This is a genomic window from Sphingobacterium chuzhouense, from assembly GCF_014692525.1.
GTDB classification, from domain to species: domain Bacteria; phylum Bacteroidota; class Bacteroidia; order Sphingobacteriales; family Sphingobacteriaceae; genus Sphingobacterium; species Sphingobacterium chuzhouense.
Map to the genome: position 1 here is coordinate 268,694 of NZ_JACNYL010000004.1, position 22,998 is coordinate 291,691.

The 22,998-nt window shown below is 39.3% G+C and carries 23 protein-coding genes; 13 read left to right on the forward strand and 10 right to left on the reverse strand.

From position 1 onward, the window contains the following. Positions 1-5: 5 nt before the first annotated feature. Complete coding sequence (locus tag H8B21_RS17455) at positions 6-476, reverse strand: Lrp/AsnC ligand binding domain-containing protein (RefSeq protein ID WP_190315133.1); 471 nt, start codon at positions 474-476, stop codon at positions 6-8. Between the two features lie 430 nt (positions 477-906). On the opposite strand from H8B21_RS17455, the gene H8B21_RS17460 reads away from it, so the two are divergent. Further along, on the forward strand, positions 907-1,950 hold the full coding sequence (locus H8B21_RS17460) for a hypothetical protein (RefSeq protein ID WP_190315134.1): 1,044 nt from the start codon (positions 907-909) through the stop codon (positions 1,948-1,950). Position 1,951: 1 nt separating this feature from the next. Here H8B21_RS17460 and ruvC read toward each other — a convergent pair whose 3' ends face one another. Then, on the reverse strand, positions 1,952-2,515 hold the full coding sequence (gene ruvC / locus H8B21_RS17465; RefSeq protein ID WP_190315135.1) for a crossover junction endodeoxyribonuclease RuvC: 564 nt from the start codon (positions 2,513-2,515) through the stop codon (positions 1,952-1,954). 180 nt (positions 2,516-2,695) lie between these two features. Between ruvC and H8B21_RS17470 the strand changes: the two genes are divergently transcribed. Together H8B21_RS17470 and H8B21_RS17475 are read left to right on the forward strand one after the other, a co-directional pair. Next, on the forward strand, positions 2,696-3,670 hold the full coding sequence (locus H8B21_RS17470) for a lysylphosphatidylglycerol synthase domain-containing protein (RefSeq protein ID WP_190315136.1): 975 nt from the start codon (positions 2,696-2,698) through the stop codon (positions 3,668-3,670). Continuing rightward, the gene (locus H8B21_RS17475) at positions 3,648-4,787 is read left to right on the forward strand and encodes a glycosyltransferase family 2 protein (RefSeq protein WP_380907555.1); all 1,140 of its coding nucleotides are present in this window, start codon (positions 3,648-3,650) and stop codon (positions 4,785-4,787) included. The genes H8B21_RS17470 and H8B21_RS17475 overlap by 23 nt, the downstream gene beginning before the upstream one ends. Before the next feature lie 5 nt (positions 4,788-4,792). Here the strand turns inward: H8B21_RS17475 and H8B21_RS17480 are convergent, their stop codons facing one another. Then, on the reverse strand, positions 4,793-5,530 hold the full coding sequence (locus tag H8B21_RS17480; protein WP_190315137.1) for a lysophospholipid acyltransferase family protein: 738 nt from the start codon (positions 5,528-5,530) through the stop codon (positions 4,793-4,795). Between the two features lie 211 nt (positions 5,531-5,741). On the opposite strand from H8B21_RS17480, the gene H8B21_RS17485 reads away from it, so the two are divergent. The 3 genes from H8B21_RS17485 (at position 5,742) to H8B21_RS17495 (ending at position 7,984) form a co-directional block, all read left to right on the forward strand. Then, the gene (locus H8B21_RS17485) at positions 5,742-6,014 is read left to right on the forward strand and encodes a DUF2089 family protein (RefSeq protein ID WP_223815122.1); all 273 of its coding nucleotides are present in this window, start codon (positions 5,742-5,744) and stop codon (positions 6,012-6,014) included. After that, positions 6,004-6,489 (forward strand): hypothetical protein, encoded by a 486-nt coding sequence (locus H8B21_RS17490; protein ID WP_190315139.1) that lies wholly within the window; start codon positions 6,004-6,006, stop codon positions 6,487-6,489. The genes H8B21_RS17485 and H8B21_RS17490 overlap by 11 nt, the downstream gene beginning before the upstream one ends. A gap of 142 nt (positions 6,490-6,631) precedes the next feature. Next, positions 6,632-7,984, forward strand: coding sequence for an alpha/beta hydrolase family protein (locus H8B21_RS17495; protein ID WP_190315140.1), 1,353 nt, complete (start codon positions 6,632-6,634; stop codon positions 7,982-7,984). On the opposite strand, the gene H8B21_RS17500 is transcribed toward H8B21_RS17495, so the two are convergent. Together H8B21_RS17500 and H8B21_RS17505 are read right to left on the reverse strand one after the other, a co-directional pair. Next, on the reverse strand, positions 7,985-8,695 hold the full coding sequence (locus tag H8B21_RS17500) for an SDR family NAD(P)-dependent oxidoreductase (protein WP_190315141.1): 711 nt from the start codon (positions 8,693-8,695) through the stop codon (positions 7,985-7,987). A 5-nt stretch (positions 8,696-8,700) separates the two neighbouring features. Further along, a complete protein-coding gene (locus H8B21_RS17505) occupies positions 8,701-9,615 on the reverse strand; it encodes a lysylphosphatidylglycerol synthase transmembrane domain-containing protein (protein WP_190315142.1) in 915 nt (304 codons plus the stop codon). A 522-nt stretch (positions 9,616-10,137) separates the two neighbouring features. On the opposite strand from H8B21_RS17505, the gene H8B21_RS17510 reads away from it, so the two are divergent. From H8B21_RS17510 to H8B21_RS17520, 3 genes are all read left to right on the forward strand, one after another. Further along, positions 10,138-10,692 carry a hypothetical protein gene (locus tag H8B21_RS17510; protein ID WP_190315143.1) on the forward strand — a complete coding sequence of 185 codons (555 nt, stop codon included), beginning with the start codon at positions 10,138-10,140 and terminating at the stop codon, positions 10,690-10,692. 77 nt (positions 10,693-10,769) lie between these two features. Then, positions 10,770-11,921 (forward strand): GDP-mannose 4,6-dehydratase, encoded by a 1,152-nt coding sequence (gene gmd / locus H8B21_RS17515; RefSeq protein ID WP_190315144.1) that lies wholly within the window; start codon positions 10,770-10,772, stop codon positions 11,919-11,921. Between the two features lie 99 nt (positions 11,922-12,020). Further along, positions 12,021-12,974, forward strand: a complete 954-nt coding sequence (locus tag H8B21_RS17520) for a hypothetical protein (RefSeq protein WP_223815115.1) — start codon at positions 12,021-12,023, stop codon at positions 12,972-12,974. Between the two features lie 33 nt (positions 12,975-13,007). On the opposite strand, the gene H8B21_RS17525 is transcribed toward H8B21_RS17520, so the two are convergent. The 5 genes from H8B21_RS17525 to H8B21_RS17545 all read right to left on the reverse strand — a co-directional run bounded on the left by H8B21_RS17525 (position 13,008) and on the right by H8B21_RS17545 (position 21,162). Then, positions 13,008-16,709 carry an ATP-binding protein gene (locus H8B21_RS17525; RefSeq protein WP_190315145.1) on the reverse strand — a complete coding sequence of 1,234 codons (3,702 nt, stop codon included), beginning with the start codon at positions 16,707-16,709 and terminating at the stop codon, positions 13,008-13,010. Positions 16,710-16,854: 145 nt separating this feature from the next. Then, positions 16,855-17,634 carry a succinate dehydrogenase/fumarate reductase iron-sulfur subunit gene (locus tag H8B21_RS17530; protein ID WP_190315146.1) on the reverse strand — a complete coding sequence of 260 codons (780 nt, stop codon included), beginning with the start codon at positions 17,632-17,634 and terminating at the stop codon, positions 16,855-16,857. A gap of 15 nt (positions 17,635-17,649) precedes the next feature. After that, the gene (locus H8B21_RS17535; protein WP_190315147.1) at positions 17,650-19,584 is read right to left on the reverse strand and encodes a fumarate reductase/succinate dehydrogenase flavoprotein subunit; all 1,935 of its coding nucleotides are present in this window, start codon (positions 19,582-19,584) and stop codon (positions 17,650-17,652) included. Between the two features lie 46 nt (positions 19,585-19,630). After that, positions 19,631-20,404 (reverse strand): succinate dehydrogenase cytochrome b subunit, encoded by a 774-nt coding sequence (locus tag H8B21_RS17540; protein ID WP_190315148.1) that lies wholly within the window; start codon positions 20,402-20,404, stop codon positions 19,631-19,633. A 179-nt stretch (positions 20,405-20,583) separates the two neighbouring features. Further along, positions 20,584-21,162 carry an outer membrane beta-barrel protein gene (locus tag H8B21_RS17545; protein WP_190315149.1) on the reverse strand — a complete coding sequence of 193 codons (579 nt, stop codon included), beginning with the start codon at positions 21,160-21,162 and terminating at the stop codon, positions 20,584-20,586. Positions 21,163-21,226: 64 nt separating this feature from the next. On the opposite strand from H8B21_RS17545, the gene H8B21_RS17550 reads away from it, so the two are divergent. The 4 genes from H8B21_RS17550 (at position 21,227) to H8B21_RS17565 (ending at position 22,970) form a co-directional block, all read left to right on the forward strand. Further along, the gene (locus H8B21_RS17550; protein WP_190315150.1) at positions 21,227-21,442 is read left to right on the forward strand and encodes a hypothetical protein; all 216 of its coding nucleotides are present in this window, start codon (positions 21,227-21,229) and stop codon (positions 21,440-21,442) included. 2 nt (positions 21,443-21,444) lie between these two features. Next, complete coding sequence (locus H8B21_RS17555; protein ID WP_190315151.1) at positions 21,445-21,783, forward strand: tRNA-binding protein; 339 nt, start codon at positions 21,445-21,447, stop codon at positions 21,781-21,783. A gap of 10 nt (positions 21,784-21,793) precedes the next feature. Next, positions 21,794-22,264, forward strand: coding sequence for a nucleoside deaminase (locus H8B21_RS17560; protein WP_190315152.1), 471 nt, complete (start codon positions 21,794-21,796; stop codon positions 22,262-22,264). Positions 22,265-22,361: 97 nt separating this feature from the next. Next, on the forward strand, positions 22,362-22,970 hold the full coding sequence (locus H8B21_RS17565) for a superoxide dismutase (RefSeq protein WP_223815116.1): 609 nt from the start codon (positions 22,362-22,364) through the stop codon (positions 22,968-22,970). The last annotated feature ends 28 nt before the right edge of the window (positions 22,971-22,998 follow it).

Below are 22,998 nucleotides of genomic sequence, written 5' to 3' on the forward strand. Positions count from 1 at the left end.
CTTTTTTACAAAGTTATTTGCCTTTTTATGCTTTCTTCAAGCGAAATAATAGTTTCTGTCCGCTGAATACCTGTCAAGGATTGGATGTCTTCGTTTAATACTTTACGTAGGTGTGCGGTATCTCGACATACAATCTTAGCGAACATACTGTATTGCCCGGTACAATAATGTAGTTCGACGACCTCTTTTATGTCCTGTAGTTGTTTTACAGCATCAGAATACTGGGAACCTTTCTCTAAATAAATCCCTAAGAAAGCCGTAATATCAAAACCTACTTTTTGTGGGTTAATAATAAGCTGAGAACCCTTAATTATTCCCAACTCTTCCATCTTTTTCATTCTTACATGGATGGTTCCTCCTGAAACTATTAGTTTTTTAGCTATTTCTGTGTATGGAATTGATGCGTTTTCCATTAAAATAGACAAAATTTGTATGTCTAAATTGTCTAAATCGTAATTTGAATACTTTTTATCCATAAAAAATGGTGTTTTTTATTAAAAAATTACCTTTATTTTTAAATTTGTATAAAAATAAAATAAAATTTTCAGATATTTTGATGTATTTATATATTTGTATTAACAAAAAGGGATTGAAAAAGAACTTTTGTCACAGAATAGCATGTTACTTCCCTCAAAATAACATAGGTTTATAATTGGTTAGCGTAAGAAACTCCTCTCCCCGGGGAGTTTCTTCATTTATATGCTACCTCTTTGAACCTCGTGTCTGTACTTTTTTTAATCTTTTTGTAAAAATACTAAGTATTTTCTTAATATAATTTTATTTTTTACAGTAAATCGACCATTTATTGTAAATGTTCTATTTTTCTGTATTTTTTAAAAGGAATAGCACAGAAAAATAAATAAGCTTCTTTGACCTAAATTTTGTATTTTTCGAAAAATACCCGTGATGGAAATTGAAGATGTTAAAATATCGCGCAAAAAGCCGATTTATCCGGTAGGTACAGGGCTCAACAAATACCTACGTATGTATCAGCGGGATGCTAAGTTGCCCTTGGCATACAGTGAGCTGTTGAATTTTTCGGAAACAGTACCGGTGATGGATAAGTATGGAAACGACACGTTCTGGGAAACGCCGTTGTATCCACCTCATTTGCAAGATCAGCTATATGACGCGTTAAGGGTGGTATATGCGAAACTTAAAGCATCGGGTAATACGCGTATTGTAGAGCATAAGATTATCGATAGAATAGAGTATTGTGCGTTCGGAAATACGAAGCCTTTCCGGGTGCGCATTATCAATAGGCTAAATGATGTATACGATTATTTTTATATCAAACAGGCGGATGCCTCCCGAATATATGGGCTGGAACTAGAGGAGATTCTTTCACCTAATCAAGTAAACTATCTTGTAGACCGTGATACATTAGTGGAGGAGCATATTGTTGGTATACCGGGAGATGTGTTCAGTAAATTTGGCATACATAATCCGGAGTATAACCAAACCCGTATCGCAAAGGAATTTGTAAAGTTTAATGAACGTTGTATTATTTCCCTGCTTGGGGATATGCGTGCATATAACTTTGTTATGCAGATTACGCCGGATTTCGATGATTTCCAGTTCCGTATCCGGGCGATTGATTTTGATCAGCAGTTTTATGAAGGCAACCCAAAAGTATACATGCCCCAGTATTTTAAGGAGAATTTTCCATATGTGAAATTAGCGATGGAACATTTAAATGAAAAAACTGTACTCCAATATCAACAGGAAGAGTGCTCGTCTATTGTGCACCGAGTACGGAGCGAACGGCATCGGATTAAAGATCTGCGAGACGCTTCGAAATTGCAGGAACTATCTACACCTGAAAACATTAAAAGATTAAGAGAAGGATACGGGGCATTTTATAATAATGAGGCCTATCTGGATTGTAAATCCATGACAGATATTGTGGAGCTTAATGTGAAGAATGTCATTCGGCAGGTGAAGCTCTGATTTAGCGTAGCCTACGCTGATTGTCTTTTACAAAGGCTTCCCAACCCGAATAGCTCTTTTTCTCCATACTGCTATTTTGCTGGAATGCATGACATACGGCGACGGCCAGTCCATCTGTCGCATCCAAGAATTCGGGGGTCTCATTGAATTGTAGGATTGTTTTTAGCATGGCAGCTACCTGTTCCTTACTGGCGCTACCATTTCCGGTGACAGATTGCTTTATCTTACGTGGGGAGTATTCAAAGATAGGAATGTCTACACTCAGCGCAGCTGCCATTGCAACACCCTGCGCCCTTCCGAGTTTTAGCATAACTTGAATATTTTTTCCATAGAAAGGTGCTTCCAGCGCGACGCAATCCGGCTGGTATTCTTGTATAAGGGACATGGTTTTCTTAAAGATACGCTGGAGTTTTAATCCTTGATCGTCCAAATGTCCCATTTTAACGACGCCCAAGCTTAAAAGTGATATTTTTTGTCCCGTCTGCTTCACCAACCCATACCCCATAACAACAGTTCCGGGATCAATTCCCAAAATTATACGTTCTTTAGCCTTCTCTCTTTGCATGTTGCAATATTACGATTTTAAGTTTAACTCCCTCTTATATGTAACTAATTCGTAAGACCGTATGAGCCATTTTGCTATTAAACCGCCAAAGGCAGCATGAATACCTTAAATAAACAAGGTAATGAATAAACGATTTATTCTAATGAAAATTTAGTAACATTGTGCTTTTATTTTAAATAGTTGACGAAACAGCAAAAGAAATATCTTAATCTGGGAATTAAGTTGGCAATTATAGGATTGGCGACCTGGTTCATTGTTTCCAAGGTCAATAACCAGCAGAACCTCCGGGAATTTAAAACCTTATTGCAAAGTATAGATCCATGGACGGTCCGAGCGACGCTAGCCGTTGTTGTGGTGATGATGTTGATGAATTGGGCAATTGAGGTCGTCAAATGGAAATATCTCAGTCGACGGATCGAGTTGATTAGTTGGTGGAAAGCTATAAGATCAGTCTTTTGCGGACTTACATGGGCGATATTCACACCGAATAGGATAGGTGAATATGGAGGCCGTATTCTTCTTTTAAAGCCACGCAGTAGAGCAAGAGGCGCGATAGCAATGGGTGTTGGACTCTTTGCGCAGCTGGTTCTCACGAGTGTATTTGGTTCTTTGAGTATCGCCTGGTTTGTCGCCACTTATCTGCCGACACCGGATAGTGTCAAATTTGGGGTTTGGTTATTGGCGATAATTTATGCAGTGGCATTTGTTGTACTTTATTTCAATGTGCATTGGGTAGATTATCTCGTCGGTAAATTTAAGTTTTTACGTAAGATCAAACCGTTCTTCTCCATATTGGAAGATTTCACTACGCGAGAGCTTTTACATGTGTTGCTCCTCTCGTTGTTGCGCTTTATCATATTTACTTCACAATATGTCGTGCTAATGTTGGTCTTTTTGCCCGAGCTGCCATTTGTTTCGATGGTGTTAATGATTTTTATCCTGTTTTTCGTCCAATCTGCCGTACCATCACTCGATATTTTCGATTTCAGTGTGCGCAGTTTTGTTGCAAGCAATTTGTATAGTTATATTACAACGCAGGAAATAGCCGTAATGGCAATTGTTTCTTGTATTTGGTTTGTCAATCTTATCCTGCCCGCTATTATGGGATCCGTATTTGTATTAAATGTAAATTATGTGGGTGGCAACAAGTCTTGATATCTTTCTCGTCACCATGACGGTAGTGTATGTCGTTTTAGTATTTTACATGCTACGCGGATGGATGCAAATCCCTTATTTTAAACCCCAACAAACAACTGTCCATACACCGATTTCGGTGCTAATTGCCGCCCGGAATGAAGAAGATAATATAGCCCGTACTTTAAATTGTATCGTCAATCAAGACTTCCCAAAAGAACTTTTACAGATTATTGTTATGGATGACCATTCGACTGATAATACGGCTGCGATAGTCGCATCTTATGCCTCACGAGGTGTTACTTTATTGCAATTGAATGAGGGCGATAAGTTAAATTCATACAAAAAACTGGCGATTAGCCGCGCTATAGCACAAGCTTCAGGCGAAATCATTGTGACCACCGATGCAGATTGCCGTATGGGAACAAATTGGCTACGTACGGTGGTTAGCTATTTTGAGGAGACAGAGGCTTATATGGTTTCATCACCTGTAGCTTACTCCGAAGAGAAAAGCTATTTCGAACGACTTCAGACGTTAGAGTTTTTATATCTTATCGGTTTAGGAGCAGCTGGTATTGGCAATAAGAATCCGACGACTTGTAACGGGGCAAATCTCGCGTATCGACGAGATTTGTTCTACGAAATGGGTGGTTTTAATGGTATAGATAATCTTGCTTCCGGTGATGATGAATTGTTCTTACATAAGGTTGCAGAAAAATACGCAGAAAAAATAGGGTTCTGCAAATCTAAAGATGCTATTGTATATACTGATGCGAAAGCTACACTTTCTGGATTTATCAGTCAACGGAGACGTTGGGCTTCCAAGAGTACAAAATATAGAGACAAGCGGGTTGTCTGGTTAGGTGTCAGTATATGGTTGTTCAATTTGTCGTTAATTGCGGGCTTAATGCAATTTATTATTGATTTACCGAATGTCAATGTGTTGTTTCTCGTGGCGTTTGTAATGAAAGTGCTTGCGGAATTGGCCTTTATTTATCCGCTTTGTGGTCTGGTAAATAGACATCCTTTGTTGGTGAATTTGTTCCCGTTGTCATTTATTCATGCTGTTTACCTTGTATATATAGGGGTGGCAGGCAATGTTGGAAAATACGATTGGAAGGGTAGAAGGGTCAATTAACTTCATTAAGCTTCTACTTTTTCTTTGATAACCTCTTCCGCTTTCTTGACAATCTCCTCAGCATTCAGCCCGGTCGTATCCAATGGGTTTAACACTTCCCAGCTCATGGAGGTGAAGGGGCGTAATGGATACATCCCGTATTTTACCATTAAATAAGAACCTTTAATAGCAATGGGAACTACGAGTGCATTGGGATTCTTCTTCAAGAGGGTGGCGATTCCTCCTACAGAAAAAGCTTTCATCTTACCTGTTTTTGTGCGCGTTCCTTCTGGAAAAATAAAAGCTGACCAGTTTTTGGTTTTCATGTTGTTTGCCAGTTTTAAAATTTCGGCAATGGATTGCTTTGGGTCTTTACGATCTATGTTCGCTGCGCCACCATGTACTAAATTGTATGATATGCTTGGGATTCCTGCCTTGGCAAGTTCAATTTTGGAAATGAATTTTCCGTGGAACCGCCGTAAAAAATATATCATGGGAGGAATGTCAAATGTACTTTGGTGATTGGCGACAAAAATAACCGGTCTTCCCGTTGGAATACTTTTGTTATCGATAAATCTTGTTCGATTAAATAGCGTGTAGTTACAGGCAACCAAAAAACCATTTAAAAGATCGACGCTTTTTTTGTGCATAGCATATCCGCCAAGTTTAAAACAAAGCCATTGAATGGGGTGAAAAATTAGCAATGACACAGCAAAGCAGATATAAAATATAGGCGTAAGAATATAACCAAGTGCTTTTCTCATTTGACTAAAATTTTGCGAATTTACGATTATTAACGGGAAATCGGGAATTAGAGCGTGGCGACGTCGACATTATACTGGAGGTTTATTATCTTAAAAGGGCGCAAAGTTTAGGGATACACCTCATTTGTAAATAATAGTAAGTATATGTTTAAATATATTTATATTTATTTTAATATAATTTATTTTATATTTGAAAAAAGAAGGTTGTATGATGAAATTACCGACAATTTGCCCAAGTTGCGAGAATCAACTAGTAGTATCAAAACTGGTTTGTATGAATTGTGAAACGGAAGTTTCCGGTAAATATCATTTGCCAGTGCTCATGCAGTTAAGTGTTGAAGAACAGGAGTTTATCTTACAGTTCTTAATAAATTCCGGAAGTTTGAAGGAAATGGCTAGCCAAATGGGGAAGAGTTATCCGACGGTGAGGAACAAGCTGGATGATTTGATAAACAGGATAAAAATGCTGAAAAATGAAGAATAATCTAATCTACAGGGAAAGTCAAAGCTTTATAACTTGGTGGCTATGTCTATTATACTTGCTTATTTTGGGGGCAGGCGTCTACACAGCATGGAGTAATTCAGATCAGGGGAAAATAGGAGGATTTTCCATAGGAGCCTTGATTGGTCTGGTAGCATTTGCTATCATCTTTTTTACGAGACTTCGATCACGTATAGATGAAGAAGGTATACATATCCGTTTTTTTCCATTTATATGGAAAGAAAAAACATGGCGTTGGGATGAGATAGGGGATGCGCACGTGAAGCGATATAGTCCATGGGAATACGGTGGTTGGGGTTATCGGTTCGGTAGAGGAGGAACGGCTTTTACGACTAAAGGTTCATATGGAATTCAACTTGTGGTTCGAAGAAACGGAGCTAAATTGCTCATTGGGACGCAAAAGCCGGAAGAGGTAAACGAAATATTAAAACTATACCGTCAAGTTAATCAAGGATAAAATATGAAGTATAATATGGAACGGCTGTTCTTAAACCCATTTGAAGATTACTCGGAGAAAAATTTGGGCATGGTTTTTTGATAGTAATTGCCGTGTTCGTATTGGACGGCATGGCATTATTGGTATATAGAGGATTTTTTATATGAAATATTATATTTTTTTAATGGTATTGCTTCAATCCTGTTTGGGGTATGGTCAAAAATTTGTGGGAACTTGGCAGGGGGAACTAAAAGTACAGGGTGTTGCCCTACCGCTCGTTTTCCATTTGGAGAATACCTCGGCATGGAAAGGAACGATGGAGAGCCCGGCGCAGGGAGACGCTAAACTTCCTGTCAGTGCAATCCACATCGAGCAGGATTCCATATCGATAGCCGTTGCTTCGATTGGTTTAACCTATAACGGTAAGCTGTTGTCAGATGGAGGAATTGAAGGTACTTTGTCCCAAAACGGTATGACATTTCCGATGCGTCTATCGAAAGCGGAGAATATGCTCGCAAAACGGCGGAGACCACAACTGCCCGAAGCACCGTATAGTTATGATACATTAGATGTTACGTTTTCCAGTGAATACGATAATGTTAAGCTGGCGGGAACCATAACAACACCTCGTGAAGGCGACAAGCTACCGGCTGTTGTCTTGGTTAGTGGGAGCGGGCCGCAGGATCGAGACGAAACGATTATGGGGCATAAACCTTTTAAAGTGATCGCCGATTATCTAACAAAGCAAGGTATTGTCGTATTGCGGTATGACGAACGTGGCATCGGTGCATCTACCGGAAACTATCCAAAAAGCACAATAGGTGATTTCAGTCGTGATGTTATTGCTGCAGTAGGTTTTTTGCAAAAGCAAGAAAGAGTAGACCCCGCACGGGTAGGGATTATTGGACATAGTGAAGGAGCGCTTATTGCAGAACTTATTGCTGGAGAATCTTCTGCCGACGTTGGTTTTATAGGTCTTTTAGGGGCTCCCGCGATACCCATTGATTCGCTGATGGTGTTGCAGTCCTATGAAATTGGGAAAGTTATGGGGATGTCTGCTGAAGAGCTTCAGCAAGCGAAAGAAGTGAACCGTCGAAATTTCGCTACGGTAAAAAGTGATTTGGCTGATGAGCATGCGTACCACCAGATTTTGGAAAATATGTCGTCGCCATTACCTAATCTCTCTGATAGCCAAAAAAATGAAATAAAAATGATGGTGTTACCAGCGTATCGATATTTTATGCGTATAGACCCCGTCCCTTTCATCAAAAGAATCGATGTTCCGGTATTTGCCGCCTTTGGAACAAAAGATGTGCAGGTACCTTTCGCACCTAATTTAGAGAGTTTGACTGACCATCTGCCCAGAAATGAGAAGAATTTTCTAAAAGCATATGACGGATTGAACCATCTCTTTCAAAAAGCTGAAACGGGTGCTGTTTCAGAATACATTGATATTGAAGAAACTTTTAATGAGCAAGTGCTATCGGATCTGGCGCAGTGGATAAAAGAGATTTAATTATGGTGTTGTATTAGCAACCGGTAATATTTTTCCGTTATAGTATTTATGGCCGTTTTGTGAGAAATCGGCTATATAGCGTCCCATTTCAAAAGCGAGCGTGCCCGCCTCTATACCCGGAAAGGCTTCCTCAAACATCTCCGTCTGCGAAGAGCCTAATGCCAAACAATTCACCTTGATGTTCTGTTCTTTAAATTCCTCTGCCAGGCATTCTGTCAAAGTAGCCAATGCTCCTTTGCTTGTGGAATAAGCAGAAAGACCTGGGAATTTTGAAGAGCCCTGGAAGCCACCCATACTGCCTATATTGACAATGTGCCCCCCGTTTTTCATGAGTGGCGCTACATGCCTAATCATATTGATGTGTCCTAACAAATTGGTTTGTAGTACTTGAGCAAATTCCTCCAAAGAGGTATCGAGAAAGGGCTTGTTAATTAATATGCCCGCATTATTGACCAAAATATCTACTGTTTCGAACTTCGATTGGATAAAAGGAACTAAAGAATCTGGGTAATTGTCGTACACAATGTCAAATTGAGCAGGATAAAGCTTTCCACCCTCCGGGTTGAGTGAAGTGGAAATTTCATGGAGCTTACGTAACTTATCCGCAGAGCGAGCCAATGCAATGACATTGTTTTCATTGTTTGCGGTCAAGTCTAAAACTGCTTCAAAACCGATTCCACTGCTCGCGCCGGTGATAATGATATTTGCCATAATATTTATTCTTCTTTTTCTAATTCTTCTTCCACTTCTTCTGCAGAAGGTAATTTATTGATGCCAAGACGTTGGGGTCTCAAAATATAATAAAGACCTGAAGAAGCCACCAGCAGCGAAATAATATAAAAAAGTAAACTCACCAAAACTGCCAGGTGTGGGTCAAGCTGAAAATATTCTGCTCCAAATGCCATGAGCGATTCGCGTAAACCCGCTCCCCCAAGTATGGACGGTACGATAGCTACTAATGATGATACCAAAAAAATTAACAAATAGGGAGAGAACTTGCCATCGAAACCTAACGCATATAGAATAGCAATGGCGCTTAACGTCTGAAAACTTTGTACGGCGAGTGCTTTGAGGTGGGTAATGATAAACTTTGATAGGAATTCTTTGAAAAACAGTTGCAAAAAATAAAGGTAAGTTGCGGTGCCTACTATAAGTACGCTAACCGTAACAACATTCGGTATAGAGAGCCGTGGCATAAACATGATAAGGCATCCGGTAATAATAGATAAAGCCCATAGCCCGCTTAGCCGATCAAAAAATACAGCAGTCAATACTCTTCTTCCCCGGATCGCATAATGCTTTTTCAGAAAATATATCTTGTAACCGTCTCCTCCAATACCTCCCGGTAAGAAAAAGTTATAGAGTAGGCCGACTTGATAGAGCCTTAAATTATAACGTTCACTGATATGTAATCCGATTACCTTTAAAAAGCTATTTAAACGCGATGACGCGATCAGTTGCGATGTGCCGTAAGACAATAAAGCTAAGAAGAGGTGTAGTGGATTGCATTTTTCCAGCGCACCCTTTAGTTCGGCAAAGGATATTTTTTGAGAAACCCAATAGACAGCCGCTACTGTGATGAGTATCTTAAAGATGTTTTTAACGTATGTCCAAGATTTACTTTTCTTCATGTTACAAGCTATGGGCAAGGGTAATGAAAGATGTGGCCATCATCACGGGATGGATAAAATACGTGTATAGAACAAAACAAGGTACAAACATACAAAGATACCCGTTAATGAGAAGAGCCAATTGTATTCTATTTTTGCATATTTATCTCTTAATACCGGTACCAAAAGTGCGATGAATACCAAAAGCAATAAAATAGGAAATATGACCGCCCATCGGTGTGGAAAGAAAACGCGTTGCGACATTACCTCGGGGTTTGTGAGATAGACAATTATAGGAAACGCAATAAGGATAATGGTAATCCGCAGAACGGCCTTTGCAACAATTTTGCTTATGGTATGATTTTTGGATGAACTCATTCAACGCAAAGTTATTATATTTCCGCTAAAAAAACCTTGATGGCTGCGGAGATTTAGAACAAATTCATTTTATATGCGCACGCAATTATATTGCTATATTGCATATGAAAATGAATTTATCTAAGTTTGCGAATATACTCAATTAAGAAAACTAATTTTTATATTATGCGAAAACATATCTTATCCGTATGTACACTCTTTACACTTGTGATGCTTTTGACATCATGTGGAGCCCAAAGAAAATCTTCTGCTGGAGCTGGTTCATCTTTAGGCAATGACGGCCCGTCTGCCCGTGAATGGCGAAATGGCTTAAAAGGTAAATGGGTGTTAAACTCAGTAGACCGGGAAGATATTCCTGCTGCTTATACGATTAAAAATATTTTTGATGAGGCACCAGTTGATTGTTTTATCGGCAGTGTATGGACCCTTCCAGGTGGGAACTACCAAGGTAGTATTGCTTTCAACGCTTCGGGGACACTTTGTGCCGATGGCGCTGTACGCAATATGGTATGGTCGGTATACGATATCCCAAATGATAACTTACACCCGCAATTCCAATTTAAGAAAATATACTCTGGTGAGAAAGCTAGAAATGTAACCACAGGTTATCGTTTGGATCTTTCTTATTCCGACGGACAATCTTTGGTGATGCGTATGCCTATTCCTCTAGATAACGGAACCGGAAATCTGGTGTTTAATTTTTCGCGCGTACAAGATTAAGCAAGTGACCAGTAACGAGTGACCAGTAACTAGTATAGATTACTGGTCACTCGTTACTCGTTACGCTTCACTAAAATATGGATACACATAAAACCAAAATAGCCTTAATTACCGGTATTACTGGTCAGGACGGAGCCTATTTAGCTGAATTTCTATTAAAAAAAGGCTATATTGTCCATGGCTTGAAGAGACGTTCTTCTCTATTTAATACCGACCGTATTGACCATCTTTATCAAGATCCACACGCAAGCAAACGTAATTTTATTTTGCATTATGGGGATTTAACGGATTCCAGTAATTTGATTCGGATTATTCAAGAAGTCCAACCGGACGAAATATATAATTTAGCTGCACAATCCCATGTTAAAGTGAGTTTCGATACACCGGAATACACAGCAAATGCAGACGGAATTGGAGCCCTTCGGATTTTAGATGCAGTCCGCCTGTTAGGATTGGTTAAAAAAACAAGAATATATCAGGCATCTACGTCGGAATTGTACGGCTTGGTACAGGAAGTTCCACAAAGTGAAAGGACTCCCTTCTACCCACGTAGTCCTTATGCTGTTGCCAAGTTGTATGGTTACTGGATTACCGTAAATTACCGTGAGGCATACGATATGTTTGCGTGTAATGGTATTTTATTTAATCACGAAAGTCCGGTGCGCGGGGAAACGTTTGTTACGCGAAAAATAACAAGGGCAGTGGCTAAGATAGCTCTTGGTTTGCAGGAGAAGTTGTTTTTAGGTAATCTGTCGGCGCAGCGGGACTGGGGGCATGCTAAGGACTATGTGGAGGCTATGTGGTTGATTTTGCAGCAACAGCAACCGGAAGACTATGTTATTGCGACAGGTGTGACGACTACCGTTAGGGACTTTGTGCGTATGGCATTTGCAGAAGTGGGAATAGAGATCGAATTTAGCGGTAAGGATACATTCGAAAAAGGCGTAATCATCGACCGGGACGAAGAAATCCTGAATCGATTAAATATACCTGTAGAGCATATAAAATTGGGTCAAACTGTGGTAAAAGTCGATCCCCAGTATTTTCGTCCTACAGAAGTAGATTTACTAATTGGCGATCCGTCTAAAGCAAAAAATAAACTTGGTTGGATCCCAAAATATACTTTGCCTATGTTGGTTAAGGAAATGGTAGACAATGATTTGCAATTGATGCGAAAGGAGGAGTATTTGAAAAAGGGAGGGTTTACCATACTGAATTATTTTGAATAAGTCCTTATCCTTTACTCTTTCTGCCTGTTTCCAATTGGAATAGTTTTTGTGATGTTAACATAGAAATAACAATGATTTTACGGCATTTATGTGAAAAAGATGTATAAACAACAAGATATGGATAAAACGGGAACGCTTGACGTGACCAAAAAATATCCGGAAGAGCCGTCTAAAAAAAGTAACTCGAAGATTTATTTTTTCATTATAGCGATTGCAGCATTGCTTGCAACCAACGTTTATTTTTATGTGAAATTCAAATCGTCTGGAGAGAAACTCTATACGATAGCTATACAGAAACAGGATTTACAGATTGAAATCGACCGTATAGAAGCGGAACTGGATAATCTTGTCTCCCAGAAGGTAGCAGGCGTGGATTCAGTAATGCAAGCTTCCGAAATAAGAGCAAGAGAGGCTATCAGTGAGTTGCGAACCAAGCTTGAAAATCAAACGATTTCGGAAGAAGATATGCTGGTAGCAACTCGAGAGGTTGCTCGGTTAAAGGGTGACGTTTCTGAATTACGTCTTGCACTTAATGAGTTAAAAGCGAGAAATGAGATTCTTCAAAAAGAAAATCAAACACTTTCCAGAAAGGTATCTACGACAGACAAAAAGGTAACAGCCCTCTCTCAAGAAAATATAGAGTTAAAGGATAAGGTCAACGTTGCTTCGGCTTTAAAAGTTTCCAATATTCAAGTAAATGGGATTTCTGTCTCAAAAAGAGGGAAAATTGAAACAGAATCGCGTGCCCGTAGAGTAGATCAGTTGCAGGTCCTATTTTCTGTCGCAGATAACACGTTAACACCAAAAGGAAATAAAGAAGTATTTGTACGTGTTATAGATCCGTCGGGTAATTTATTCGGTGATGCCAGCAATATGTTTTATGTACATGGCGAAAAATTACAATACACATTTAAGGAAACAATTAACTTTACTAACAATGGTGAGGAGTATCAGTTCCTTTGGTCGCAAGAAAAATTCAAAAAGGGAGCGTATACCGTATTGCTGTATAACGACAATGCGATCATGGGGCGTGCCAGCGTTGTTTTAAAGTGATCAGTAACCAGTAACTTCACTTTCCACTCTTCATCAATCCTTATAAACAGGTAAAGTTATAACGAACGTTGTTCCAATATTCGTCTGGGTCATAAATTCAATCTTTCCACCAATTCCTGTTACCGTCTGCTTTACAAAAGCTAATCCCAATCCGGTTCCGGAGCTTTTTGTCGTGAAATTGGGCTTAAATATTTTAGGAATAACGTCCTGCGGAATACCAAAGCCATTATCCTGAATTAAGATTTCTACTGAATCTGCGTCGGTATAACGCAAAATGATATTAATTTTGATTTTCTTCCTGCCTAGACTCGCTTCTATAGCATTCTTCAATAGATTATTGAATGTTCGCAAAAATTGATCACGGTCGCCCAGCACAAATAAGGATTTATCCGGCGTCTCGTTGATTAAAATGATAGAAGTATTACCGGTATTGCTGAAGAGGTTAATAGCCTTACGGATTTTTTCTATAAGATTAATTTTTTCAAGACTTGTTTCCGGTAATTTTGCAAAGGCAGAAAACTCCGTTGCGATTTTTGATAGAATATCAATCTGTTCGATAATAGAAGTAGATATACGTTGGAAACGCTCTTCGAAGCGGTCATCATTTTCTTGATAGGAACGGATCAATTGCTGGATACCTAGCTTCATCGGCGTGAGCGGATTTTTAATCTCATGTGCTACCTGTTTTGCCATTTCGCGCCAAGCAGTTTCCCGTTCCACGTCACGCAATTGTTTGGCACTCTCTTCCAGCTTGATCAGCATATGATTATATTCCTTGATGAGCATTCCAATTTCGTCGTTTCTATCCCAATAGAGTGGTTCGTTAATTTTATTAGATAATTGCGTCTCTGCCAACTTCATTCGTACAATATCCAATGGTTTGGTTATTTTCCGAGACAGTGTCACAGCAATAAAGCCAAATAAAATAATGATGAATGTATAGATATTTAAAATTGTGTTTAGTAGCAAATTTTTATTGTTTGCCGCGTCTTTTTCGGTCGTATAATACGGTATGTTTAGATAAGCAGCTGTCGTATAATCTTCGTATTTGATAGTAGCATACACAGAAGAGAACCAAAAGTTGGAGATGCGTTCCCGTTCATAAGCTTCAGATTTTCGCAGTACGGATAGTTTATTCAAAGCTACAGGGTTTATAAATTCTGATATAAGCTTAAGGTCAAAAATACGTTGCTGTGAGGAGTAAAGCAATTTTCCGGATCTATCGTATAAGTTGAAGTTAGTCATGGTAGAGGGAGCCATTTCTTTGAGCATATCCACGATTTTTTCATTAAATCCCTCCCGAGTTTGGCTGCTAGCCATGTAATTTTCAATCTTTTTCGTGATTTCAGCGATTTCCTTCAATCGATTATTTGTTGTCGTCTCTTCCAGTTGCCTGTTTAAACTGATAAAGGCAACGGCTCCTGATATCAACGTCCCCAATAAGACGGATGCACTAACCAGTGCCTGGATCCGTGTACTATATTGAATATTGTTAAGCAGGATACGAAAATGATATTGAATCCTGTTCCATCGAAAAGATATGCTAGAAAAGGTCCTGATAAGATAATTGGTGAGATTAAATAGACCGAAAAAGATCAGCAAGAGAATAAAGACGATAGATGCTAAAGCCAGATATTCCCAAAGCGAGGCTTTTTGCATACTTAAAACGATGGTGGTATACGGATCCGGTTTATAAGCTAGATGGTAATAGCTGTCATTTTCTTCTAAAGGCATATATTCCCTTAATTTATTCGGGATTCTTAAATCATTTTCGGTGTAATTGTAATTACCGTATTGCGTGACTAGGTTATTCCCCTTATATAGCGCATAGGAATTGTCCTCAAACGAATCAAATTGCCAAGCTGTAGTGTTGTTATCAGCCAATACTTCCGGATAAGGGAGCGATGTACTGTAAGACAGATTTTTTAGGTTAAGATAGATATGGTGAAATTTCTCGGGATTGTCCTCGTAAGGAATAGAGAGATGGGTAAAATATTCATGTGTTCCCAATTCACTACGCAAACGATAAAAGTTCGTAGTAAAAGGAATTTTGATGGCACTCTTGATGACGTTCTCGCGATATTCTGCAGGTTTGTTTACCGCATAGTTCTCCAATGGTACCCCCTCGTTGTTGTAATAGAAAGCTTGAAATTCAAATCTTGACAAATAGCCACTCATATATCTTGTTTTGATATAATCTGTGATATAAGGAATGTCGGGAATGCTATCATGTAGGTTGAAGAGCTTACTTAACCTATAATCATTTAAAATATTCTTTTCCAGATCAATAAACAATGAAACTGCGTTTACATCATCTTCTGCTAAAAGATGGGCGATTCCCTGTTCCATTCTGTTCATTTTTTTTATCTCGTTGTAATGATTGTAAGAGATGACTGAAATGATGGAAAATAATAATATCGTTAAAATAAAAGTAGAGAGCTGATAAGGCGATGAAAAATGATAGGCTTTATAGGTTCGGAGAAAAATCAATAAACCAAAGAGGATACCGAAGAGAATATTGAAACCAATAAGGGCTGTAGCGATAAGGGCGAAAACTAGGCAGATTAATTCGATATTCAGTATGACGGTAATACTATTTAGTAGTTTGCGCACCATTTGCACAATGCGGTCAATATACAATACTAATGTGAGTACGTTTATACTGAATAATAAGATACATAGCCAGCCATAGAAGCCGAGGTTTAGTATTTTCGTAAAGTCATTTTCGTAGACCGGGGAATGTGTAAGAAGCGTTCCGAGAAAATAATAGGTTATATGACCGACAAAATATATCGAAAAAATACCGATAATAGAGACGATAACAGCATAGGTTTTTTTTGATAAAAAAGCTGGAACTTTAAGATACTTTTGAATGGCCATAATAAAACACATAAACCAAAACATAGCACATGTGTTTACTAAAAAAGACCAAATGTTTGGTAAAAATTGGTTATAGGCGTAATGTTTGGGATCAAATAGTTCCAAACTGGAATGGATGAACAGCCAGTTAGACTTTAGATCCAGATATCGTATCGCCACCAATATGCTTGCGAATAGGATGATTCCTAACCATGTTTTCCCTTTTTTAGCCAAATAGACAGCGACGCTATTGGTTAGTATAATCAAACAGATGAGTGCTGCTACCCAACAAAAGAATTGCAAGTTAATGTATAAATTATCTTTCTTTCCTTCGATTAACTTAACTGAGAATAAATAATCGCCATCTTTACTGTAAATATTACGTATGTTTTTATTATCATCATATCGTGCGATTTCGAGATTTTTCACGCCGATGGTGGAGAGAAAATTATTGCTCAAAAATTGGTTGGTATTTTCGAAGTTCCGCTTTATAGGTACCAATGCGAGTACGGAGATTCCGTTCGTCAGCTCTTTTTTCTTTGCTAAAAATGAGCGGTTTTCTGTTTGGATGACGGAAGTATTTTTGCGTAATCCTACATCACTGAAAGGTACGTAGATATTCGTAGACCAATGGATGATCTGGTTGTCGTTGTATATATAAAAATAAATGTATTCTTTAGCTAGCTCTGTCGTGATGTTGGAGAGCTGCATGGGATATTTGTCGGCATGCTGAAATGTTTTGATAACCAAGCTGTCGCTCCAGATTTCATCAATTCTGTCTTCATACCAATGGATCTTCCGGGTAAGCTTTTTTTCATCCAGTTCGAGCATGTCTTCATCCGTGATGGTGAAATGTATGGTAAGCGCTGTTCCCATAAGGGATAGCGTTAAAACCAAAAGCAAAAATCGAATCTTAGTAAGCATCTCCATTCTTCTCCATACGATGGATGTAAATATAAAAAAAAGTCCCCGTTATGCACGCATAACGGGGACACCTTGTTTCTCCTATTATAGAATATGCCTAGGAATGCGTGTGAACATCTTCTTCACGGAAGAATTTTGCTGTGAAGTATTCACGGTTCATCCGAGCTATATTAGATAATTTGATACCTTTAGGACATTCTGCTTCACAGGCACCAGTATTCGTACAGTTACCAAACCCTTCTGCATCCATTTGGTCAATCATCGCTTGTGCTCTTTCATAACGTTCTGTCTGGCCTTGTGGCAATAGCGCAAATTGAGAAATCTTTGCCGATACGAATAGCATGGCAGAAGCATTTTTACACGCTGCTACGCATGCGCCGCAACCAATACATGTCGCTGACTCAAAAGCTTCATCTGCAATACGTTTTGGAATAGGAATGGTATTAGCATCTGGAACTCCACCTGTGTTTACATTTACGTATCCACCTGCTTGTTGAATTCGATCGAAGGATGTACGATCAACAGCCAAATCTTTTAATACAGGGAATGCCGCTGCTCTCCACGGTTCGATGACAATGGTCTGCCCATCATGGAAAGAGCGCATGTGCAACTGACAGGTAGTAATACCGTATTTAGGGCCGTGCGGACGACCGTTGATAACCAACGAGCACATACCACAAATACCTTCGCGGCAGTCATGATCAAAATATATAGGGTCTTCTCCCTTGCGTGTGAGGTCTTCGTTTACTACATCAAGCATTTCTAAGAAAGACATATCATCTGCTATATCTTTCGCTTGAATTGTAACGAATTTTCCTTTGGATTTATCGTTTTTCTGACGCCAAACTTTCAGCGTTAAATTCATATGTTGTGCCATGATAATATCTCCCTACTATTTATAACTTCTTTGTGTTAATTTAACGTTTTCGAAAACTAACTCTTCCTTGTGTAAAGCTTCTGGCTGGTCGTCTCCTTTAAATTCCCAGGCTGCAACATAAGTAAAGTTTTCATCGTCACGTTTTGCTTCTCCTTCTTCCGTTTGTGATTCCAGACGGAAGTGTCCTCCACATGATTCGCTACGGTTTAGTGCATCGTCGACCATCAGTTCACCTAGCTCGAGGAAGTCTGCTACACGTCCAGCTTTTTCCAAAGACATGTTGAGCTCTTCGTTTTCACCCAATACTTTCACGTCAGACCAAAATTCTTTTTTTAATTCCTGAATCAAGCCTTTTGCTTTTGTTAAGCCTTCCGCAGTACGTGCCATACCGCAGTATTCCCACATGATATTTCCTAATTTCTTGTGAATATCATCTACGGTTTTGGAACCTTTCAGGCTTAGTAACGCATTGATTTTATCTTCAACCTCTTTACGTGTTTGCTCGAAGGCAGGGTTATTTTTATCAACTGGTGCAAAGCTTCCCAAATTAGCAAGATAGTCACCCACAGTATATGGAATAACAAAATATCCATCGGATAGACCTTGCATAAGCGCAGATGCACCTAAACGGTTAGCGCCGTGATCAGAAAAATTACATTCGCCGAGCGCATACAATCCAGGTACGGTAGTCATCAAATTATAGTCTACCCAGATACCTCCCATGGTATAGTGTACTGCAGGATAGATACGCATTGGTTGTTCATACGGGTTTTCGTCCGTAATTTGGTAATACATGTCGAATAAGTTACCATATTTAGCCTCTACCGTATCTTTTCCCAAACGTTTTATAGCATCGGCAAAATCCAAGAAAACGGCCACACCGGATTTACCTACACCGCGACCGTCGTCTACCATTTCTTTCGCATTACGGGATGCCACATCACGCGGTACCAAGTTACCGAAAGAAGGATATTTTCTTTCCAAAAAGTAATCCCGATCCTCTTCTTTAATATCCGCTGGCTTTAATTGCCCTTGGCGTAATTTTTCAGAAAGTTCTTTTGTCTTCGGAACCCAGACCCGTCCATCGTTACGAAGCGATTCCGACATCAATGTCAGCTTGGATTGGTGATCGCCTGTTACTGGAATACAAGTAGGGTGGATCTGTGTATAACATGGGTTTGCAAAGAAAGCACCACGTTTATGCGCTCTCCAGGCGGCAGTAACGTTACATCCCATAGCATTGGTAGAAAGGAAGAATACGTTTCCGTAACCTCCGGTGCACAGCAATACAGCGTGCCCTTCGTGTGACTCTATTTTACCCGTTACCATGTCGCGCGTGATGATACCACGTGCATGTCCGTCAATTTTCACCAAATCCAACATCTCATGGCGGGTGTAAGAAATGACTTTTCCTTTTCTTATCTGGCGGTTCAATGCAGAATAAGCGCCTAATAACAATTGCTGTCCTGTCTGCCCACGTGCATAGAACGTACGGGATACTTGTGCTCCTCCAAAAGAGCGGTTGTCCAATAACCCGCCATATTCGCGAGCAAAAGGAACGCCTTGTGCCACACATTGGTCTATGATATTAACGGAAACCTCCGCTAAACGATATACATTCGCTTCACGTGCGCGGTAGTCTCCTCCTTTAATGGTGTCGTAGAATAAACGGTAAACAGAGTCACCATCATTTTGATAGTTTTTGGCAGCATTTATACCGCCCTGTGCAGCAATAGAGTGTGCACGGCGCGGGGAATCTTGGTAACAGAATGTTTTGACGTTGTAACCAAGTTCTGCCAACGAAGCTGCTGCTGATGCCCCTGCCAAACCTGTACCCACCACAATGATGGTGAACTTGCGTTTGTTGGCTGGATTGACCAGCTTCATATTGAATTTATGTTTTGACCATTTCTCGGCTAATGGGCCTGCAGGTACTTTCGAATCTAACATATTTTAAATAATTTATATTTAACAGATATGGATATATCCTCAAATATTATTTAACGAAATAAAAATATAATGGCATCAATGCAAAACCAATCGGAATGATGACACCGAACCCCCAAACACCTAAAAACTCAATGATAGGTACATATTTTTTATGGGTAACACCCAACGTCTGGAAAGCTGACTTGAATCCATGAATCAAGTGAAACGACAAAGCCACCATGGCAAGGACATAGAAAATGACTATCCCAATATTCTGGAAAGCAAAGTCCACTTGTTTATAAAGATCCCGTGCTTTAATGATTTCTACATTATTCTCAACGGTGACCTGATAGTCGTTAAACTCATCGGCTTGTATTTCCTGTACAGTGGTTTCACCTGTTGCAAGATCTGTGCGATATTCGACATACGGCACTTGATCGTTATGGTATTTCCACCAGAAGTTGTACATGTGTGTGGCTAGGAAAACCAAGATGATGGTTCCTAAGATCCCCATGTTACGGGAATTCCACTTGCTATTTGCAGCACCATTGAATTGTGCGTAGCCAATAGGACGAGCAGCCTTGTTTTTCATCGTCAAGACTAAGGCATAAATAGCATGTAAAATGATTGAAGCATAAAGTAGATATGATACTACTTTAATGGGGGTAAAGTGGGTCATGAAATACGCATACTGATTGAAGGCGTATCCCGCATCGTTTTTAAATAGCTGCAAGTTACCAATCAAATGAACGATCAGGAACAGACATAAAAAAATCCCCGTCAAGCTCATGATTAGTTTTCTTCCAAGTGAAGAATTTAAAACTGGCTTTGAATTACTCATTATCCTAGATGTTTATATATTATTTTCGCAAATCTATTTATTTGTTAACACAAATATGACAAAGAAGTAGGTAAAACAAATAATTTAGAACGTTTCTAATCAACAATAAGGGGTTGCCCACTTTGAGCAACCCCTTATTGTTTTCTTGGAAAGCTTTTAGCTAGTATGGCATGTAGAAACTATAAGAAAGAATACCCTACCCCTATAGTCCACATTCTTATTTTCTGATTGCCTGTTTCGTTCAAATTGGTCAATCCGTGCTCGTATCGTAAATCTACTGTAAAGCTACTGATGTCGGCGCCAATACCACCGATGATACCGGTAGAATTCTTTTTATAGGCACCCCAATTGGTGGCTTCACTTAAGTTAACGACTTTGCCGTCTTGTGCGAAAGAAAATACCGGGCCTGCTTGGATACGAGCGCCTATAGGGCCGATTCCAATTCGTGTGCCCAATAGAATAGGCATGTCCATGCTTTTAAATGTTGCATCTCCCTCATCACCATCTTTTGTAATACCCGCTTTTTTACTGGCATAATAAAGCTCCGGTTGTACATGGAATCCTGCAATTCCTACACGGCCCCAAGCACCCAATTGGAATCCTGTTTTTGTATCTGAATTAAAAAAACTTCCTTCGGATCGCAGACTAGAAAAGCCCAGCGCTCCTTTTAATCCCACTTTGAACGATGGAAATAATTGTGCTTGTGAGATGCCGATAGCGGCAATCAAACAAATTAAAGTAAGTATAGATTTTTTCATGTGAAAAATATTTGTTTATTTTATTCAACTACAATAATAAGGTATTTGTTTTAAAATTTAATATATGGGTGTGTTAAAAATAACAACGGAAGATTGGGAAATCCTAAAGATAAAATTGAGTAGAAAATATAATAGTCTAACAAGTGAAGATTTAGCTTATAGGACAGGGGACGAGGACGCGTTGGTGACGCGCCTCGCAAAGAGACTTCGACGCGATAAGGAGTATATTACATTTACGTTGGCAAAAGAACTGTCAAACTTGGAATCAAATCGTCTATAAGAATGGCAGACTTAATTACTTGGGACGATTTTGAAAAAGTAGATTTGCGTGCTGGAACTATATTGGAAGCGGTGGATTTTCCGAAGGCGCGTAAGCCTGCCTATCAATTGCGTATCGATTTTGGTGAATTAGGCATATTGAAATCTAGTGCGCAGATTACCAAGCATTATAAAAAAGAGGATTTAGTTGGTCGGCAAATTATCGCAGTCGTTAATTTTCCAAAGAAGCAAATTGCAGACTTTATGTCGGAGTGTTTGGTTACTGGATTCCCAGACGAGAATGGCGATATCGTGTTGAGCTCGATAGAAAGACATGTGCCAAATGGTACAAAATTAATATAGAAAGCAATAAATGAAAGTATATAATTTTGAGCCAACGGAATTCGATCCTGTAACAACGGATGAAGCCTACATGCGGGAAGCGTTGAAGCTAGCACAGAAGGCTTTTGAAGAAGATGAAATTCCTATTGGAGCAATAATTGTCAGTCAGGGTAAGATTATTGGAAAAGGATATAACCTTACCGAACGATTGAACGATGTGACAGCCCATGCAGAAATGCAAGCATTTACAGCAGCTTCAAATTATATGGGAGGGAAATATTTAAAAGATTGCACCTTATATGTTACCGTAGAACCCTGTGTAATGTGTGCAGGAGCATCTTATTGGACACAAATAGCCAAAGTGGTGTATGGCGCCACGGACGAAAAACGAGGTGCTTCCCGACATGGTAATCTTTATCATCCTAAAACTGAGGTGACCTCCGGTGTGCTGGCTGGGGAATGTACTGACTTGATAAAATCATTTTTTCGTAATAAAAGATAAAGAAAACGAGATTTTGGTCGTTAAATAAAACCTAAGCCAATTTGAAATTGTTATATTCGTGTTCTTAATTAATAATAATCAAAAAAACAGAAATATTATGGCATTTGAATTAGAAGCTTTACCATACGCTAGCAATGCGTTGGAACCGCACATTGACAAAGAAACCATGGAAATCCACCATGACCGTCACCACCAAGCTTATGTAGACAATTTGAACAAAGCGATTGCAGGGACAGATGCTGAAAATTTATCCTTAGAAGAAATCAACAAAAACATCTCTAAATATCCTGCCGCTGTCCGTAATAATGGTGGTGGACATTTTAACCATAAGCTTTTTTGGACTGTTTTGAGTTCAAATGGCGGCGGTGAACCTACAGGTGAATTAGCAGAAGCTATTAACAAAACCTTTGGCTCATTTTCGGAATTAAAAACACAACTGCAGAATGCAGGCGCTACCCGTTTTGGTTCAGGATGGGCTTGGTTAATTGTAAAATCAGATGGACAGCTTGGTGTGACATCCACACCAAATCAAGACAATCCACTAATGGATGTAGCAGAGGTACAGGGTACACCTATTTTAGGTATTGATGTATGGGAACATGCATACTATTTGAAATTTCAGAATAAACGTCCTGCGTATCTTGAGGCAATTTTCAACGTTATCGATTGGAATGCCGTTGCAAAGCGTTATGAAGAAGCGAAGTAATGAACAAAATAAAAAAAGCCTGGGCGAT

What these genes read in the sequence shown, in the direction of transcription:
- H8B21_RS17455 (WP_190315133.1), bottom strand. Translation starts at nt 476, where the DNA reads ATGGATAAAAAGTATTCAAATTACGATTTAGACAATTTAGACATACAA.
- H8B21_RS17460 (WP_190315134.1), top strand. Translation starts at nt 907, where the DNA reads ATGGAAATTGAAGATGTTAAAATATCGCGCAAAAAGCCGATTTATCCG.
- ruvC (WP_190315135.1), bottom strand. Translation starts at nt 2,515, where the DNA reads ATGCAAAGAGAGAAGGCTAAAGAACGTATAATTTTGGGAATTGATCCC.
- H8B21_RS17475 (WP_380907555.1), top strand. Translation starts at nt 3,648, where the DNA reads ATGTGGGTGGCAACAAGTCTTGATATCTTTCTCGTCACCATGACGGTA.
- H8B21_RS17480 (WP_190315137.1), bottom strand. Translation starts at nt 5,530, where the DNA reads ATGAGAAAAGCACTTGGTTATATTCTTACGCCTATATTTTATATCTGC.
- H8B21_RS17485 (WP_223815122.1), top strand. Translation starts at nt 5,742, where the DNA reads ATGAAATTACCGACAATTTGCCCAAGTTGCGAGAATCAACTAGTAGTA.
- H8B21_RS17490 (WP_190315139.1), top strand. Translation starts at nt 6,004, where the DNA reads ATGAAGAATAATCTAATCTACAGGGAAAGTCAAAGCTTTATAACTTGG.
- H8B21_RS17495 (WP_190315140.1), top strand. Translation starts at nt 6,632, where the DNA reads ATGAAATATTATATTTTTTTAATGGTATTGCTTCAATCCTGTTTGGGG.
- H8B21_RS17500 (WP_190315141.1), bottom strand. Translation starts at nt 8,695, where the DNA reads ATGGCAAATATCATTATCACCGGCGCGAGCAGTGGAATCGGTTTTGAA.
- H8B21_RS17505 (WP_190315142.1), bottom strand. Translation starts at nt 9,615, where the DNA reads ATGAAGAAAAGTAAATCTTGGACATACGTTAAAAACATCTTTAAGATA.
- H8B21_RS17510 (WP_190315143.1), top strand. Translation starts at nt 10,138, where the DNA reads ATGCGAAAACATATCTTATCCGTATGTACACTCTTTACACTTGTGATG.
- gmd (WP_190315144.1), top strand. Translation starts at nt 10,770, where the DNA reads ATGGATACACATAAAACCAAAATAGCCTTAATTACCGGTATTACTGGT.
- H8B21_RS17520 (WP_223815115.1), top strand. Translation starts at nt 12,021, where the DNA reads ATGTATAAACAACAAGATATGGATAAAACGGGAACGCTTGACGTGACC.
- H8B21_RS17525 (WP_190315145.1), bottom strand. Translation starts at nt 16,709, where the DNA reads ATGGGAACAGCGCTTACCATACATTTCACCATCACGGATGAAGACATG.
- H8B21_RS17530 (WP_190315146.1), bottom strand. Translation starts at nt 17,634, where the DNA reads ATGGCACAACATATGAATTTAACGCTGAAAGTTTGGCGTCAGAAAAAC.
- H8B21_RS17535 (WP_190315147.1), bottom strand. Translation starts at nt 19,584, where the DNA reads ATGTTAGATTCGAAAGTACCTGCAGGCCCATTAGCCGAGAAATGGTCA.
- H8B21_RS17540 (WP_190315148.1), bottom strand. Translation starts at nt 20,404, where the DNA reads ATGAGTAATTCAAAGCCAGTTTTAAATTCTTCACTTGGAAGAAAACTA.
- H8B21_RS17545 (WP_190315149.1), bottom strand. Translation starts at nt 21,162, where the DNA reads ATGAAAAAATCTATACTTACTTTAATTTGTTTGATTGCCGCTATCGGC.
- H8B21_RS17550 (WP_190315150.1), top strand. Translation starts at nt 21,227, where the DNA reads ATGGGTGTGTTAAAAATAACAACGGAAGATTGGGAAATCCTAAAGATA.
- H8B21_RS17555 (WP_190315151.1), top strand. Translation starts at nt 21,445, where the DNA reads ATGGCAGACTTAATTACTTGGGACGATTTTGAAAAAGTAGATTTGCGT.
- H8B21_RS17560 (WP_190315152.1), top strand. Translation starts at nt 21,794, where the DNA reads ATGAAAGTATATAATTTTGAGCCAACGGAATTCGATCCTGTAACAACG.
- H8B21_RS17565 (WP_223815116.1), top strand. Translation starts at nt 22,362, where the DNA reads ATGGCATTTGAATTAGAAGCTTTACCATACGCTAGCAATGCGTTGGAA.